15 protein-coding genes are annotated in these 15,429 nt (G+C 71.3%); 13 read left to right on the top strand and 2 right to left on the bottom strand.

The window, feature by feature from the left end:
* Nucleotides 1-7: 7 nt before the first annotated feature.
* Nucleotides 8-610, bottom strand: a complete 603-nt coding sequence (locus OIE69_RS09990) for a TetR/AcrR family transcriptional regulator (RefSeq protein ID WP_326571598.1) — start codon at nucleotides 608-610, stop codon at nucleotides 8-10.
* A gap of 326 nt (nucleotides 611-936) precedes the next feature.
* Here OIE69_RS09990 and frc point away from each other — a divergent pair, with 326 nt between their 5' ends.
* From frc to OIE69_RS09970, 4 genes are all read left to right on the top strand, one after another.
* A complete protein-coding gene (gene frc / locus OIE69_RS09985; RefSeq protein WP_326571597.1) occupies nucleotides 937-2,166 on the top strand; it encodes a formyl-CoA transferase in 1,230 nt (409 codons plus the stop codon).
* Between the two features lie 2 nt (nucleotides 2,167-2,168).
* Nucleotides 2,169-2,324, top strand: a complete 156-nt coding sequence (locus OIE69_RS09980) for a hypothetical protein (protein WP_326571595.1) — start codon at nucleotides 2,169-2,171, stop codon at nucleotides 2,322-2,324.
* A 133-nt stretch (nucleotides 2,325-2,457) separates the two neighbouring features.
* Nucleotides 2,458-3,009 carry a beta-class carbonic anhydrase gene (locus OIE69_RS09975; protein WP_326571594.1) on the top strand — a complete coding sequence of 184 codons (552 nt, stop codon included), beginning with the start codon at nucleotides 2,458-2,460 and terminating at the stop codon, nucleotides 3,007-3,009.
* A gap of 220 nt (nucleotides 3,010-3,229) precedes the next feature.
* Nucleotides 3,230-4,030, top strand: coding sequence for an acyl-CoA dehydrogenase family protein (locus OIE69_RS09970; RefSeq protein ID WP_326571593.1), 801 nt, complete (start codon nucleotides 3,230-3,232; stop codon nucleotides 4,028-4,030).
* Here the strand turns inward: OIE69_RS09970 and OIE69_RS09965 are convergent.
* A complete protein-coding gene (locus OIE69_RS09965; RefSeq protein ID WP_326571592.1) occupies nucleotides 3,988-4,677 on the bottom strand; it encodes a GntR family transcriptional regulator in 690 nt (229 codons plus the stop codon). The genes OIE69_RS09970 and OIE69_RS09965 overlap by 43 nt on opposite strands.
* A gap of 318 nt (nucleotides 4,678-4,995) precedes the next feature.
* Between OIE69_RS09965 and OIE69_RS09960 the strand changes: the two genes are divergently transcribed.
* The 9 genes from OIE69_RS09960 (at nucleotide 4,996) to OIE69_RS09920 (ending at nucleotide 14,989) form a co-directional block, all read left to right on the top strand.
* The gene (locus OIE69_RS09960; RefSeq protein WP_326571591.1) at nucleotides 4,996-5,451 is read left to right on the top strand and encodes a formate dehydrogenase subunit gamma; all 456 of its coding nucleotides are present in this window, start codon (nucleotides 4,996-4,998) and stop codon (nucleotides 5,449-5,451) included.
* On the top strand, nucleotides 5,448-7,064 hold the full coding sequence (locus tag OIE69_RS09955) for a formate dehydrogenase beta subunit (RefSeq protein ID WP_326571590.1): 1,617 nt from the start codon (nucleotides 5,448-5,450) through the stop codon (nucleotides 7,062-7,064). Before OIE69_RS09960 ends, OIE69_RS09955 begins: the two co-directional genes overlap by 4 nt.
* On the top strand, nucleotides 7,061-9,889 hold the full coding sequence (fdhF, locus tag OIE69_RS09950; protein WP_326571589.1) for a formate dehydrogenase subunit alpha: 2,829 nt from the start codon (nucleotides 7,061-7,063) through the stop codon (nucleotides 9,887-9,889). Before OIE69_RS09955 ends, fdhF begins: the two co-directional genes overlap by 4 nt.
* Nucleotide 9,890: 1 nt before the next feature.
* On the top strand, nucleotides 9,891-10,103 hold the full coding sequence (locus OIE69_RS09945; protein ID WP_326571588.1) for a formate dehydrogenase subunit delta: 213 nt from the start codon (nucleotides 9,891-9,893) through the stop codon (nucleotides 10,101-10,103).
* Nucleotides 10,104-10,478: 375 nt separating this feature from the next.
* Nucleotides 10,479-10,682 carry a cold-shock protein gene (locus tag OIE69_RS09940; RefSeq protein ID WP_030069301.1) on the top strand — a complete coding sequence of 68 codons (204 nt, stop codon included), beginning with the start codon at nucleotides 10,479-10,481 and terminating at the stop codon, nucleotides 10,680-10,682.
* A gap of 87 nt (nucleotides 10,683-10,769) precedes the next feature.
* Nucleotides 10,770-12,434, top strand: coding sequence for a DEAD/DEAH box helicase (locus tag OIE69_RS09935; protein ID WP_326571587.1), 1,665 nt, complete (start codon nucleotides 10,770-10,772; stop codon nucleotides 12,432-12,434).
* Between the two features lie 74 nt (nucleotides 12,435-12,508).
* Nucleotides 12,509-13,150 (top strand): PadR family transcriptional regulator, encoded by a 642-nt coding sequence (locus tag OIE69_RS09930; protein ID WP_326571586.1) that lies wholly within the window; start codon nucleotides 12,509-12,511, stop codon nucleotides 13,148-13,150.
* Between the two features lie 82 nt (nucleotides 13,151-13,232).
* Nucleotides 13,233-14,189 (top strand): ATP-binding cassette domain-containing protein, encoded by a 957-nt coding sequence (locus OIE69_RS09925; RefSeq protein WP_326571585.1) that lies wholly within the window; start codon nucleotides 13,233-13,235, stop codon nucleotides 14,187-14,189.
* A 71-nt stretch (nucleotides 14,190-14,260) separates the two neighbouring features.
* On the top strand, nucleotides 14,261-14,989 hold the full coding sequence (locus OIE69_RS09920; RefSeq protein WP_326581074.1) for an ABC transporter permease: 729 nt from the start codon (nucleotides 14,261-14,263) through the stop codon (nucleotides 14,987-14,989).
* Nucleotides 14,990-15,429 lie beyond the last annotated feature (440 nt).

Here is a 15,429-nt window from a genome sequence, read left to right as displayed (position 1 = left end):
GCCGGTGTCAGGATGCGGCCGTTTCGGGCCAGAGGGCTCGCAGGGCTCCGGGAACCCCCTCCAGGGCCTTGGATTCGCCCATGGCCAACTGGAGGATGTAGCCGGGCAGGGTGCAGATGAGCGCGGCACCGATGGCCTCGGGGGACGCCTCGCGTGTGAGGGTGCCGCTCTGCTGGTGCTCGCGGATGACCTCGGTGAGAGCCGAGCGCATCTGGGCCAGCAGGTCGTTGAACTGCGCGGCCAGCGAAGGATTCCTCAGGGACTCGGACCAGGCCAGCACGGAGAGGCCGGCGATGTTCTGCTCGGCGGTCTTGGCCTTCACGATGTCGAAGACATCGGCCATCAGGTCCCCGACGGAGCTGCTGGGCCGGTCCTTCGCCACACTGTCGACCATCGCGAGGACGTCGCGCATGCTCTCCTCGACGATCGCCGTGATCATCTCGTTCTTGCTGGCGAAGTGCCGGTAGACCGCGCCCGCCGAGAGGCCCGCCTCAGCGAAGAGGTCCTGCATGGACGTCGAATGGAATCCGTCCCGCAGGAAGCAGCGGCGGGCCGCGTCCAGGATCTGCCTGCGGCGGGCCTCCATGTACTCCGGCGTGACCTTTGGCATGGATCCATCCTCTGCTTAAAAAACGAATCTTCGTGTTAACTTAACATGACGCCGATGGGCGCCGCCGGGCGCACGGGAAGTGCCGTGCCGAGGCCCGTGTGCCGGCGCTTCGGCCCTCCCGCGGGACTCCGCGTGCACCCGGTCGGCCGGTAGCCGGCGCCGCAGCCCGCCCCTTGCGCGCGGCCTCCCTGGCGAATTCTTTTCCCGGCCGCTCTGGACATCCACCGCGTCTGCCGCAACCATGGTTACTCCATACGGTATGCAATCTGCAGTATGGAATCTCGACGTACCACTCCTGACCCGGCGTTGGATGTGAGGTGGCCGTTGTGACGAAGGCTTTGGAGGGTGTTCGTGTTCTGGACATGACGCATGTCCAGTCGGGTCCGTCGGCGACGCAGTTGCTGGCGTGGCTGGGTGCGGACGTGGTGAAGCTGGAGGCGCCCGGGGGTGACATCACCCGGCGTCAGCTGCGGGACGTGCCCGGGGTGGACAGCCTGTACTTCACGATGCTCAACGCGAACAAGCGGAGCATCACGCTGAACACCAAGACCCCGCGCGGACGGGAGATCCTGACCGACCTGATCGCCCGCAGCGACGTGATGGTGGAGAACTTCGGTCCCGGCGCGATCGACCGGATGGGCTTCACCTGGGAGCGGATCCAGGAGATCAACCCGCGGATCGTGTACGCCTCCATCAAGGGCTTCGGGGACGGCCCCTACACCGCGTTCAAGGCGTACGAGGTCGTCGCGCAGGCGATGGGCGGCTCGATGGCCACCACCGGCTTCGAGGGCGGCCCGCCGATGGCCACCGGCGCGCAGATCGGCGACTCCGGCACCGGAGTCCACGCGGTGGCCGGGATCCTGGCCGCTCTCTACCAGCGCACCCACACCGGACGCGGACAACGCGTCCAGGTCGCCATGCAGCACGCCGTCCTCAACCTGTGCCGCGTCAAACTCCGCGACCAGCAACGCCTGGCCCACGGACCGCTCGCCGAGTACCCCAACGAGGACTTCACCGACGAAGTCCCCCGCTCCGGCAACGCCTCCGGCGGCGGACAACCCGGCTGGGCGGTCAAATGCGCCCCCGGCGGCCCCAACGACTACGTCTACGTCATCGTGCAGCCCATCGGCTGGCAACCACTGGCCCAACTCATCGGCCACCCCGAACTCGCCGACGACCCCGAATGGGCCACCCCCGAAGCCAGGCTGCCCAAACTCGCCAAGATGTTCCAGCTCATCGAGGAATGGACCACCACCCTGCCCAAATGGCAGGTCCTCGAAGAACTCAACCGGCACAACATCCCATGCGGGCCGATCCTGTCCACCAAGGAAATCATCGACGACGAAAGCCTCAAGGCCAACGAGATCGTCGTCGACGTCGACCACCCCGAACGCGGCACCTACACCACCGTCGGAAACCCCCTCAAACTCTCCGACTCACCCACCACCATCCACCGCTCACCCCTCCTCGGCGAACACAACCACGACATCTACACCACCGAACTCGGCATCCACGAGGACGAGTTGCCGGGGCTCGAGGCACAAGGAGTGATCTGACCATGACCGCGGACCACACACGCCGTCCCACCGCCGGCGACACCACCCGGCGGTGCGAGCCTCCGCCGTACCGACGGCGCCCGGAGCACGGCATGTCGGCGCGGCGGACCCCGCCGCCGTACCGGGGGCGCTGCGCCCTGCGGTCCGGCCTGCGCTGATTCACGGCGTCTATCGACCGCCGGGAGGAAGCCGGAGCGGCGGCAGCCGCCGTGGTCCACCCCAGAACCGGCCCCTCACGTGCATGATCGGAACACGTGGGGGGCCGCACCAGAAAAGGAGCGCACGGGAGTCATGTCGACGTCAACGTACGGTTCCGCACAGCCCGCCGGCAGCGTCCCGGGCCGGGAGACGGTTATCGACCGCCTCGTGGAGTCCAACCGCAAGTACGCCGCGGGGTTCGACGACCCCGGCATGGGCGCCCGGCCCGTGCTCCAGGTGGCCGTGGTGGCCTGCATGGACGCCCGGATCGACCTGCACGCCGCCCTCGGCCTGGAGCTGGGCGACTGCCACACCATCCGCAACGCCGGCGGCGTGGTCACCGACGACACCATCCGGTCGCTGACCATCAGCCAGCGGGCACTGAAGACCCGCAGCGTGATACTGATCCACCACACCGGCTGCGGCCTGCAGACCCTCACCGAGGACTTCCGGCACGAGCTGGAGATGGAGGTCGGCCAGCGCCCCGCGTGGGCGGTGGAGGCGTTCCAGGACGTCGACCAGGACGTCCGACAGTCGATGCAGCGGGTGCGCACCTCCCCGTTCCTGCCCCACACCGACGACGTCCGGGGATTTGTCTTCGACGTCACCACGGGGCTGCTGCGGGAGATCGACCCGCAGCCCTGAGCCCCCCGGGGCGCGACGCCCCGTCCAGTACCTGCGCGCGGACCGGCGGACGGCAACCTGCCGGGAGACGCGGGACGGCTGCTCCCGGCGGCTGGTCCGCGCGCACGCCGGCGGGGCGGCCGGCCCGCACGCACCCGCGTGCCCGGCCGCCCTGTCCGTCGGCGTGCCCACATCCGCTGCCTGACGGCAGATCAGCAACCGTTCCCGAGGGGGTCACCTCGTGTCGTACCGCAACGCCTTCTCCCGTGTCCTGAGCGACGTCATCGCGCCCCGTGCCGAGCGGACCGGCAGGGAGGGGAGCTTCCCGCGCGGCGCGGTGACCGCCCTGGGCGAGGCGGGTCTGCTCGGGCTGACCGTCTCCGCCGACCTGGGCGGCGGTGGCCGGGGTCCGGCCGAGGCCGCCGAGGTCGTCGCGCGGATCGCGGCGAGCTGCCCGGTGACCGCGGCCGTGCTCCAGTCCCACTACGCGGCGGTCGCCGTGATCGAGGCGTGCGGAAGTGCCTGGGTGCGCGGCGAGACAGCCGCCGGACGCCACCTGAGCAGTCTCGCCCTGGCGGACGGTGCGTACGGCGCCGGGGGTGCGACCGCCACCCGCTCGGGTGAGGTGGTCGCCCTGAGCGCCCGCAAGCGCGAGGTGGTCTCGGCGGGGGAGGCCGACAGCTACGTCTGGTCGTCCTCGCCGCTCGCCGCCGCGGACGGGCTGACCCTGTGGCTGGTGCCCGCGCACGCGCCCGACCTGTTCGTCCCGGCCCGGCCGGACGGTGCGGGGCCGCACGGCAGCGCCACCTCGACGGTGCTCGCCGACCCGGTCCTCGTCCCCGCCGACGCGATGCTCGGCGAGGACGGCGCGGGGCACGACGTCGTGCTGTGCACGGTGCTGCCGTGGCTGCTCGAACTGCGGGACGCCCTGGGCGACGCGGCCGTCCACCCGTCGGTGGCGGCCGCGGAATCGGCCCCCTCGGCGCTCGGCGGGGCGGCTCAGCTCAGTGCCGTCGCCCCGGCCGCGACCGCCTTGCGGTAGTCGCCGGTGCGTTCGGTGTGCTTGCGCATGATCTCGCCGGCGCGTTCGGCGTCGCCCTTGGCGATGGCCTTGATGAGCTGGGCGTGCTCGTTCCAGGCGTCCTTGCCGCGGGGCTTGGCGATGGGGGTGTAGTACCACCGCACCTTCCGGCTCACCTGCGAGATCAGTTCGGCCAGCACGGCGTTGGCGGCGATGGACGTGATGAAGGAGTGCAGCGCCGTGTTGGCCGTGACCAGGCGCTCCACGTCGCCCGCGGCGAGCGCCCCGACCCCTTCCTGCTGCAGCTTCCAGAGGTGTTCGACGTCCTCGGGCTTGGCGTTCCCGGCGGCGAGCCGGGCCGAGTAGGTCTCCAGCACCGAGCGGACGCCGAGCAGTTGGGCGGCCTCCTCCTCGGTGGGGGAGTGCACGAAGGCGCCCTGGGCGGGGCGCAGGTCGACCCAGCCGTCGGTCTGCAGGCGCTGCAGGGCCTCGCGCACCGGCTGGCGGGAGACCCCGAGATGCTCGGCGAGTTCGGCCTCGACCAGGTGCTGGCCGGGTGTCAGGGACCCGCTGATGATCAGTTCGATGAGGGCGTCGTACACGGCCTGGCGCAGTGGTGCGGGGCGGGCGACCCGGTGGGTCGCCGCGGCCGTCAGGGCCTCGCGCATGGTTCCCCCGTTCTGCCACCGAGCCTGTGGGCCGACGGCTCTGGACTGGTTTCCGCCGTGAGGGTCGCCGGCGGCGGGAAGAGTCAGTATACAGGTTTTGGTATGCAACATGCCTTCTGTCGCGGCAAGGCGCGCCCCGGTGCCGGGACTTGGGAAAAGTCCTGGCGGCAGGATTCTGTATGCAGAAGTTTGTATGCGGTATCGTCGCGGTGTACTGCCGGCCCCGTCGGGAAGGCGAAGCGGCTCTGTGACGATCCCGCGCCGGAACTCCCTGACCTGGCGAAGGCGGAGTGGTCAATGACGATCGGCGGGAGTGACATGACGGTCGAAGACGCGGTCCGGACGGTTGTGGCCGGCCATCGGGATCAGCGCGGTGCGCTGCTGCCGGTACTGCACGCCCTGCAGGCCGAGCTGGGGTGCGTACCGAAAGAGGCGATACCGGTGCTCGCCGACGAGTTCAACCTCTCCAGGGCCGACGTCCACGGAGTGGTGACCTTCTACCACGACTTCCGCCGCGAGCCGGCGGGACGGACCACGGTGCGCATCTGCCGCGCCGAGGCGTGCCAGGCCCTCGGGTCCGACGCGCTGGTGGGCTACGCGCGGGAGGCGGGACTGGCGGTGGGGGAGACGACCCCCGACGGCTCGGTCACCGTCGAGCAGGTCTTCTGCCTCGGCAACTGCGCCCTGGGGCCCGCGGTCGAGGTCGACGGCCGGTTGTACGGACGAGTGGACACGGCCCGGTTGGGCTCCATCCTCAAGGGGACGGTGGCATGACGAAGGACTCTTCCGACTCCGCGGTGACGGTCTACGTCCCGCGTGACTCGGCGGCCAGATCGGTCGGCGCGGACGAGGTGGCGGACGCGCTGCGGCACGCCGCGGCGGAGCGGGAGGCGCCCGTCGAGGTGGTGCGCAACGGCTCCCGCGGCATGCTGTGGCTGGAGCCGCTGGTCGAGGTGGTCACCCCGGCCGGCCGCGTCGGGTACGGGCCGGTGGCCCCCTCGGACGTCGAGGGGCTGCTGGCCGCGGGCATGCTCGAGGGCGCCGACCACCCGCTGCGCCTCGGCGTCGTCGACGAACTGCCGTGGCTGGCCCGCCAGACCCGGGTCACCTTCTCCCGGATCGGGGTCACCGATCCCCTCTCGCCGGAGGACTACGTGCGCCACGGCGGTCTGGCCGGACTGCGCACGGCCCTCGGCATGGCCCCCGCCGACGTCGTCACCGAGGTCACCGACTCCGGTCTGCGGGGCCGCGGCGGCGCCGGCTTCCCGGCGGGCATCAAGTGGAAGACCGTCCTGGACTGCGCCGACGAACTCAAGTTCGTGTGCTGCAACGCCGACGAGGGCGACAGCGGTACCTTCGCCGACCGCATGGTCATGGAGGGTGACCCCTTCATGCTCATCGAGGGCATGACGATCGCCGCGCACTCCGTCGGCGCGCGCGAGGGCTACATCTACATCCGCTCCGAGTACCCCGACGCGGTGGCCACGATGCGCGCCGCGATCGGCATCGCGCGCGAGCAGGGGTGGCTCGGCAAGGGCATCCTCGGCTCCCCGCTCGACTTCGAACTGCACGTACGCGTCGGCGCCGGAGCGTACATCTGCGGCGAGGAGACCTCCATGCTGGAGAGCCTGGAGGGCAAGCGCGGCACCGTCCGCGCCAAGCCGCCGATCCCCGCGATCGAGGGCCTGTTCGGCAAGCCGACGGTCGTCAACAACGTCCTCACGCTCGCCACGGTGCCGGTGATCCTCGCCGAGGGGGCGAAGGCGTACCAGGAACTCGGCGTGGAGCGCTCGCGCGGCACCCAGGTGTTCCAGCTCGGCGGCAACATCGCGCGCGGCGGGATCGTGGAGACCGCCTTCGGCGTCACGCTGCGCGAACTGGTCGAGGAGTACGGCGGCGGCACCTTCTCCGGGCGGCCGGTCCGCACGGTGCAGGTCGGCGGACCGCTGGGCGCCTACCTGCCGACGTCGATGTTCGACCTGCCGATGGACTACGAGGCGTTCGCCGAGGCGGGCGCCATGCTCGGCCACGGCGGGGTCGTCGTGTTCGACGAGTCCGTCGACATGGCCGCCCAGGCCCGGTTCGCGATGGAGTTCTGCGCCGAGGAGTCCTGCGGCAAGTGCACGCCCTGCCGGGTGGGCTCGGTCCGCGGCGTCGAGGTGATCGACAAGATCGTGGCGGGTCAGCAGCGGGACGAGAACCTGGCCCTGCTCGAGGACCTGTGCGAGTTGATGACCGACGGCTCCTTGTGCGCGATGGGCGGGCTCACGCCGATGCCCGTGCGCAGCGCCATCGCGCACTTCCCCGACGACTTCCTCGCCCGCGACCCCGGCCGGGCGATCCCACGCACGCACGCCCATGGAGGCAGGACGGAGGGCACGGCATGACACTCCTCAAGGAACCCGACTTCGGTACACCGGAGCGGCCCGGAGCGGCGACGGTCTCGGTGGAAGTGGACGGGATGCCGGTGACGGTGCCCGAGGGCACATCGGTGATGCGCGCCGCCGCGCTCGCCGGCATCGACATCCCCAAGCTCTGCGCCACCGACAGCCTGGAGCCGTTCGGCTCCTGCCGGCTGTGCGTGGTGGAGATCGACGGCCGCCGGGGCACCCCGGCGTCCTGCACCACGCCGGTGGCGGCCGGGATGAGCGTGCGGACCCAGACCCCGAAGGTGGAGAAGCTCCGCCAGGGCGTCATGGAGCTGTACATATCCGACCACCCGCTGGACTGCCTCACCTGCCCCGCCAACGGCGACTGCGAGCTGCAGGACATGGCCGGCGTGGTCGGGCTGCGGCAGGTCCGCTACGGCTACGAGGGTGAGAACCACCTCGACGCCGAGAAGGACACCTCCAACCCGTACTTCGACTTCGACGCCTCCAAGTGCATCGCCTGCTCCCGCTGCGTACGGGCCTGCGGCGAGGTGCAGGGCACCTTCGCCCTGACCATCGAGGGCCGCGGCTTTGACTCCAAGGTGTCGGCCGGCGCCGGCGAGACCTTCATGGAGTCCGAGTGCGTCTCCTGCGGCGCCTGCGTGCAGGCCTGCCCGACGTCCACGCTCCAGGAGAAGTCGGTGGTCGAGCTCGGCATGCCGACCCGCTCGGTGATCACGACCTGCGCGTACTGCGGGGTCGGCTGCTCGTTCAAGGCGGAGCTGCGCGGCGACGAGCTGGTGCGGATGGTTCCCCACAAGGACGGCGGCGCCAACGAGGGGCACTCCTGCGTCAAGGGACGCTTCGCCTTCGGCTACGCCAGCCACCCCGACCGGATGCTCAAGCCCATGGTCCGGGAGAAGATCACCGACCCGTGGCGCGAGGTCGAGTGGGACGAGGCGATCGGCACGGTCGCCCGCCGGATGCTCGAACTCCAGGCGCAGTACGGATCGGGCGCGATCGGCGCCATCACCTCCTCGCGGTGCACGAACGAAGAGGTGTACGTCGTCCAGAAGATGGTGCGCGCCGCCTTCGGCAACAACAACGTCGACACCTGCGCCCGGGTCTGCCACTCCCCGACGGGGTACGGGCTCAAGCAGACGTTCGGCGAGTCGGCCGGCACCCAGGACTTCCGGTCCGTGGCCGAGGCCGACGTCATCATGGTGATCGGCGCCAACCCCACGGACGGGCACCCGGTGTTCGCCTCGCGGATGAAGCGCCGGCTGCGCGAGGGCGCCAAGCTCATCGTCGTCGACCCGCGCCGCATCGACCTGGTGCGCTCCCCGCACGTCCAGGCCGAGCACCACCTCCAGCTCCGGCCCAGCACCAACGTGGCCGTCGTGAACGCCATGGCGCACGTGGTGGTCACCGAGGGGCTGGTCGACCGGGCCTTCGTGGACGAGCGGTGCGAGGACTTCGACGGGTGGGAGGAGTTCATCGCCCGTCCGGAGAACAGCCCGGAGGCCACGGAGGAGCTCACCGGCGTGCCGGCCGAGGAGCTGCGCGCGGCGGCACGGCTGTACGCGCAGGCCCCCAACGGCGCGATCTACTACGGGCTGGGCGTCACCGAGCACAGCCAGGGCTCCACCATGGTGATGGGCATGGCCAACCTCGCGATGGCCTGCGGCAACATCGGCCGCGACGGCGTCGGCGTCAACCCTCTGCGCGGCCAGAACAACGTGCAGGGCTCGTGCGACATGGGCTCGTTCCCGCACGAGCTGCCCGGCTACCGGCACGTCTCGGACGACGCGGTGCGCACCGTCTTCGAGAACCTCTGGGGCGGCACGATCCTCGCCGAGCCCGGGCTGCGCATCCCGAACATGTTCGACGCGGCCATCGACGGGACCTTCCGCGGCCTGTTCGTGCACGGTGAGGACATCGCCCAGTCCGACCCGAACCTCAAGCACGTCACCGCCGCGCTGGAGGCCATGGAACTGGTCGTCGTGCAGGACCTGTTCCTGAACGAGACGGCGAAGTTCGCGCACGTCTTCCTGCCGGGCGCGTCCTTCCTGGAGAAGGACGGCACCTTCACCAACGCCGAGCGCCGCATCAACCGGGTGCGCGCGGTGATGAAGCCGAAGACGGGCAAGCACGAGTGGCAGATCGTCTCCGAGATCGCCACCGCCATGGGCCACCCCATGGCGTACGGGCACCCGAGCGAGATCATGGACGAGATCGCCCAGGTCACGCCGACCTTCACCGGTGTCTCCTTCCAGCTGCTGGACAAGCTGGGCAGCGTCCAGTGGCCGTGCAACGAGGAGGCCCCCGAGGGCACGCCGATCATGCACGTGGACGAGTTCGTGCGGGGCAAGGGCAGGTTCGTGGTCACCACCTTCGTGCCGACCGCCGAGCGCAGCACCAGGCGCTTCCCGCTGATCCTGACCACCGGCCGGATCCTCAGCCAGTACAACGTCGGGGCGCAGACCCGCCGCACCGGCAACGTCGCCTGGCACCCGGAGGACGTGCTGGAGCTGCATCCCCACGACGCCGAGGTCCGCGGCATCGTGGACGGCGACATGGTGACCCTGGCGAGCCGGGTGGGGGAGACGAGGCTGAAGGCCGAGATCTCCGACCGCATGCCGCCCGGGGTCGTCTACACCACCTTCCACCACCCGGTGACCGGGGCCAACGTGGTGACCACCGAGAACTCCGACTGGGCGACCAACTGCCCGGAGTACAAGGTGACCGCCGTCCAGGTGGGGCTCGCCCGCCCGCGCCGGGACGACGGCGCGGAACAGGACCGGGGCCGGGAGCGGGACGAGCTGCTGACGGTGGTGGACTGAGATGGCCGGCGCCGTGCCGGCGGAGCGCCGGATGGCCAACGACATCGCGGCCAACCTCGTCCACCTGCCGGGCGACAGCGCGGCCGAGGCCGTCGCGGGGCACATCGGCAGGTTCTGGGACCCGCGGATGCGCACCCGGCTGTTCGATTTCGTCGACGCCGGAGCGGACGGCCTGGACCCCCTGGTGGTCGAGGCGGTGAAGTTGCTGCGCTGACGACGCGGAGATCCCGGCCGGCCCCGGCCGGCCGGGGTCCGGAACGCCGCGGGGGCACGGGAAGGCGTCCGCGGCGGGGACGGGGGCGTGCCGGGCCCTCGGCAGCTACACGGACGGGTGAGCGCTGCCCCGTGGACGCGGGGTGACCGGGGGGCCCGCCCCTGCCCCGCTCGCGTCCCCGGTCGGTCCCTCCCCGCCTCGTCACCGTCCCGTCGGCCCCGTCCGTCGTGCCGGGTCGATATGTGTTAGGGTGAAGTAGTTGCAGTTGTGGTACCCATAGGAATTATGTGCGCCTGACGGATTCTTCTCCCGCAGGCGCATTATTTGTTCTCCGGCATCTCCGGGTGGGCCCTCTGCCTAAAGAAGGAGAACGTCATGGCACAGGGAACCGTCAAGTGGTTCAACGCCGAAAAGGGTTTCGGCTTCATCGAGCAGGACGGCGGCGGCCCCGACGTCTTCGCCCACTACTCGAACATCGCCACCCAGGGCTTTCGTGAGCTCCAGGAGGGCCAGCGGGTGAGCTTCGACGTCACGCAGGGCCAGAAGGGCCCGCAGGCGGAGAACATCGTTCCCGCCTGATAGCCGGACGCGTACCCGCTCACCGGGGTCCGCACCGTCATGGTGCGGACCCCGGTTTGCGCTGTTCTCAGGAAGGCAAATCACCGCATGTCCCGCAGGCCCCAGAAATCGAATCGGCGCGCGTCGTCGTCCGCACCGTCCGCACCGTCGCCGAGAGAATTCCGGCTGCCGGAGAGCACGACGCCCGCACTCCCCGCCGTCGAGGACTTCGCGGCTCTCGACATGCCCGCGGGACTGCTGAAGACCCTCACCGCGCAGGGCGTGACCACCCCCTTCCCCATCCAGGGCGCCACACTGCCCAACTCGATCGCCGGCCGTGACCTGCTGGGGCGGGGCCGCACCGGCTCCGGCAAGACCCTCGCCTTCGGCCTGGCACTGCTGGCCCGCACGGCCGGACTGCGCGCGGAGCCCAAGGCCCCCCTCGCCCTCGTGCTCGTGCCCACCCGTGAACTTGCCCAGCAGGTGACGGACGCGCTGACCCCGTACGCGACGGCGGTGAACCTGCGGATGGCCACCGTGGTCGGCGGGCTGTCCATGACCAAGCAGGCCGCCACGCTGCGGCGTGGCGTCGAGGTGCTGGTGGCCACCCCCGGCAGGCTCAACGACCTGGTCGAACACGGCGACTGCGTGCTCGGCAGCGTCGGCATCACGGTGCTGGACGAGGCCGACCAGATGACCGACATGGGCTTCCTGCCGCAGATCACCAGGCTGATCGAGCGCGTGCGGCCCGACGGGCAGCGGATGCTCTTCTCGGCCACCCTGGACGGCAACATCGACCGCTTGGTGCAGCGGTTCCTGACCGACCCCGTGGTGCACTCCGTGGACCCCTCCGCGGGAGCGGTGACCACCATGGAGCACCACGTGTTCCACGTCTTGGACGAGACCGACAAGAAGGCCGTCACCACGCGCATCGCGGCACGTGACGGCCGGGTCATCCTCTTCCTCGACACCAAGCGGTCCGCCGACCGGCTCGCCAAGCGGCTGCTGGCCGTCGGCGTCCCCGCGGCGGCACTGCACGGCGGCCGTTCCCAGCCGCAGCGCAACCGCACGCTGGAGCAGTTCAAGAACGGGCAGGTGACGGCGCTGGTCGCCACGAACGTCGCGGCCCGCGGCATACACATCGACGACCTCGACCTCGTCGTGAACGTCGACCCGCCCACCGACCACAAGGACTACCTCCACCGCGGCGGCCGCACGGCCCGCGCCGGCGGCTCCGGCAGGGTGGTCACGCTGGTCCTGCCCGACCAGAAGCGGGACATGACCCGGCTGATGTCGGACGCGGGGATCCGTCCCCGGACGGCCCGCATCACGTCGAGCGCCGTGGAGCTGACCACCGTCACGGGCGCCCGTGAGCCGTCCGGCGTCGCCATCACCATCGAGGTGCCCCAGCCGGCGCCCGCGCCGAGGGCGTCCCGCGAGAGGAACGGCGCCGAGAACGGCGGGCGGCCCGCTCGCCGGCGCCGCGGCGGCGGCGCGGCAGGTGCGGCGTCGGGTGCGGCCGCCGGGACCGGCGGCCGGGGCTCGGACCGCCGGGCCGCGGCCGGAACGGCGGCGGCCGGTGGCGGCCGCCGCGCGGGTTCGCGCGGGACGGCGAGTGCCGCAGGGGCTTCGGGCGGCCGGGGATCCGACCGCCGCGCCGCGCCGGGCGCGGCCGCCGGCACCGGTTCCGGTGCGGGTACCCGCGGCGCCGGACGGCGGGCACCGGCCGGCGGCGAGGGTCGCCGGGGCGCCCGGCGCAACCCCGCGGGCTGACCGGACGAGGGACGACGAGGGACGGGTGCGGGGCGCTTACGGCGCCCGGCACCCGTCCGCCTAACCTGGACGGCATGTCAGCGATCCGTCTCCTCGTCCTGGGCGCGGTCCGCCAGCACGGGCGGGCCCACGGCTACCAGGTGCGCAACGACCTGGAGTACTGGGGCGCGCACGAGTGGTCCAACGCCAAGCCCGGATCCATCTACCACGCCCTGAAGCAGATGGCGAAGCAGGGACTGCTGCACGCCCACGAGATCGCCCCCTCGACGGCCGGCGGCCCGCCCCGCACCGAGTACGAGATCACGGACACGGGGACCGAGGAGTTCCTGCGCCTGCTGCACGAGTCGCTGGTCGCGTACGACCAGAAGGTGGACCTCCAGTCCGCGGCCATCGGCTTCATCGTCGACCTGCGCCGGGACGAGGCGCTGGATCTGCTGCGGGAGCGGATCCGCGGGATCGAGAAGTGGCGGGCCGCCGTCACCGAGCACTACATCCCCGAGGACGGCCCAGGTCAGCTGGGCCACATCGGCGAGATCATGAACCTCTGGGTGCACACGGCCGACTCCGACGCGGCGTGGACCCGTGGGCTCATCGAGCGGATCGAGGGCGGCGCGTACACCTTCGCCGGGGAGGGCGAGCCCTTCGTGGGCGTGCTCGCGCAGGGCGAGGAGAACCCGTACGCGACGGGGGAGCCGCATCCCGGGGACGAGCATTAATCAAATTTGACGAATGGATTGCGCGACCACTACTTTGCGCCAGTAATCAAGTTTGACTACTTGATCAGCGGAGGAGTGGCCAGTGACCGGCACAGCGATCACCGTCGAAGGGGCACACAAGAAGTACCGCGGCAAACCGGCGCTGGACGGGCTCGACCTGGAGGTCGCGCGCGGCACCGTGCACGGGGTGCTCGGCCCGAACGGCGCGGGCAAGACGACCCTGGTCCGGATTCTGTCCACCCTGCTCCGGCCGGACCGCGGCCGTGTCGAGGTGGCCGGGCACGACGTGGTGACCGAGGCCGCGGCGGTACGGTTCCGCATCGGCCTGCTCGGGCAGCACGCGGCCCTCGACGAGCAGCTCGGCGGCCGCCAGAACCTGGAGATGTTCGCCCGCCTCCACCACCTCGGCGCCCGCCGGGCGCGCGAGCGCGCCGACGAGCTCCTGCTGCGCTTCGGCCTCGCGGACACCGGGCGCAAGGCGGTCGGGCAGTACAGCGGCGGCATGCGGCGCCGCCTCGACCTCGCCGCGTCCCTCGTCACGGATCCCGAGGTGCTGTTCCTCGACGAGCCGACGACCGGCCTCGACCCCCGCGGCCGCGCCGAGGTGTGGGCCTCCGTCCGCTCCCTGGCCGACGGGGGTACGACGGTCCTGCTCACCACCCAGTACCTGGAGGAGGCCGACCAGCTCGCCGACCGCATCTCGGTCGTCGACCAGGGCCGGCTGATCGCCGACGGCACGGCGGACGAACTCAAGGCCCGCACGGGCGGCGACCGCATCGACGTGGTGCTGCGCGACGCCGGCCGACTGGCCGCGGCCAGGGCCCTGCTGCCCGTGTCCGGGGGCGAGGTGTCGGTGGACGCCGACCGGCGGCTGGTCAGCGTCCCGGTCACCGACCGCATGGCGGCGCTCACCGGGGTCGTCCGCGCCCTGGAGTCGGCCGGCATCGAGGCGGAGGACATCGCCCTGCGCCGCCCGACCCTCGACGAGGTGTTCCTGCACCTCACCGCGGACGACCACCGTATGAAGGAGACCGCGTGAGCGCCACGTACACCGCCCGGGGCCCGGCCCGGCCCGCGCGGGGATCGTACGTCCTCGCCGACTGCTGGACCATGACCCGGCGCGAACTCGCCCACTGGGCCCGGCAGCCGGTCCAGGTGCTGGTCGGCCTCGTCTTCCCGGTGATGCTGCTGCTGATGTTCGGCTACCTCGTCGGCGGCGGTCGTGAGGTGACGGGCGACTACCTCGGCTACCTCGTGCCCGGCATGCTCGCCCTCACCATGGCCTTCGGCCTGGAGGGCACGATGCTCGCCGTCACCCAGGACCTCAACAAGGGCGTGATCGACCGCTTCCGCTCGATGCCGATGACCAACGGGGCCGTTCTCGTGGGCCGTTCGGCCGCCGACATGCTCCAGTCGGCCGCCGGCCTGGCCGTCCTGATCGGCGTGGGCCACGCGCTCGGCTGGCGCACCCACGGCGGGCCCGCCGCCTTCCTCGGCGCCGTCGGCCTCCTGCTGCTGTTCCGCTTCGCGATGCTGTGGATCGGCATCCACCTGGCGCTGGTGGCGGGGAAGCCGGAACTGGTGCAGGCCGTGCAGATCCTGGTCTGGCCGGTCGGCTTCCTCTCCAACGCCTTCGCCGCCCCCGAGGCCATGCCCGGCTGGCTGGGCACGGCGGTCCAGTGGAACCCGATGTCCCAGACGGCGACGGCGGTACGCGACCTGTTCGGCGGCCCCGGTGGCGAACCCGGCCACGTCTGGGCGGCCGTGGCCTGGCCGTTGGCCCTGCTGGCGGTCTTCCTGCCGCTGGCGGTACGGAGGTTCGGGCGTCTGAGCGCGTAGCGGTGGCGGTCCCGGGGCGGCAGGCCCGCCCCGGGACCGCCCAGCACCGGTTTTTACGCGCTCGTGGCCTTCCTTGCCGGCCCTTTACCCGCGCCTCGCGCGTCCGGCGGTGCGGAGGCATCAGGTGCCGCAGGCAACCATTCGGCGGGCAGCCGGACTTACCTCTGCGACCAGGGGCAACGCGCCCCGGAGCGGCCGGAGTCGGCCGTCCGGGCGGGTGCGGAGCGGGCTCCACCGGTTGGTAATGCACTGGTCAATCTTCCCGTCATCCCCTGGACACCCCGATTCGACGGTCCATACCGTATGCAATCTCCAGTATGGAGAATCGCGCTGACCAGCTGAATGTTCGTTCCGACACCCCCTGAGCACGGCCGTTTTGGCGTGCCCGGGGTCGTACCACGTCGTACCACCGTGTCACCCGACTGCGCGCTGTCACGATC

Origin of the sequence: Actinacidiphila glaucinigra (assembly GCF_035918135.1) — a bacterium.
GTDB lineage: Bacteria > Actinomycetota > Actinomycetes > Streptomycetales > Streptomycetaceae > Actinacidiphila > Actinacidiphila glaucinigra.
Note: the sequence above shows the minus strand (reverse complement) of the source record. Positions and strands in the feature narration are given on the sequence as shown.

What these genes read in the sequence shown, in the direction of transcription:
- OIE69_RS09955 (WP_326571590.1), top strand. Translation starts at nt 5,448, where the DNA reads ATGACGAAGGACTCTTCCGACTCCGCGGTGACGGTCTACGTCCCGCGT.
- OIE69_RS09990 (WP_326571598.1), bottom strand. Translation starts at nt 610, where the DNA reads ATGCCAAAGGTCACGCCGGAGTACATGGAGGCCCGCCGCAGGCAGATC.
- OIE69_RS09975 (WP_326571594.1), top strand. Translation starts at nt 2,458, where the DNA reads ATGTCGACGTCAACGTACGGTTCCGCACAGCCCGCCGGCAGCGTCCCG.
- OIE69_RS09935 (WP_326571587.1), top strand. Translation starts at nt 10,770, where the DNA reads ATGTCCCGCAGGCCCCAGAAATCGAATCGGCGCGCGTCGTCGTCCGCA.
- OIE69_RS09965 (WP_326571592.1), bottom strand. Translation starts at nt 4,677, where the DNA reads ATGCGCGAGGCCCTGACGGCCGCGGCGACCCACCGGGTCGCCCGCCCC.
- OIE69_RS09940 (WP_030069301.1), top strand. Translation starts at nt 10,479, where the DNA reads ATGGCACAGGGAACCGTCAAGTGGTTCAACGCCGAAAAGGGTTTCGGC.
- OIE69_RS09930 (WP_326571586.1), top strand. Translation starts at nt 12,509, where the DNA reads ATGTCAGCGATCCGTCTCCTCGTCCTGGGCGCGGTCCGCCAGCACGGG.
- OIE69_RS09960 (WP_326571591.1), top strand. Translation starts at nt 4,996, where the DNA reads ATGACGGTCGAAGACGCGGTCCGGACGGTTGTGGCCGGCCATCGGGAT.
- fdhF (WP_326571589.1), top strand. Translation starts at nt 7,061, where the DNA reads ATGACACTCCTCAAGGAACCCGACTTCGGTACACCGGAGCGGCCCGGA.
- OIE69_RS09945 (WP_326571588.1), top strand. Translation starts at nt 9,891, where the DNA reads ATGGCCGGCGCCGTGCCGGCGGAGCGCCGGATGGCCAACGACATCGCG.
- OIE69_RS09920 (WP_326581074.1), top strand. Translation starts at nt 14,261, where the DNA reads ATGACCCGGCGCGAACTCGCCCACTGGGCCCGGCAGCCGGTCCAGGTG.
- OIE69_RS09980 (WP_326571595.1), top strand. Translation starts at nt 2,169, where the DNA reads ATGACCGCGGACCACACACGCCGTCCCACCGCCGGCGACACCACCCGG.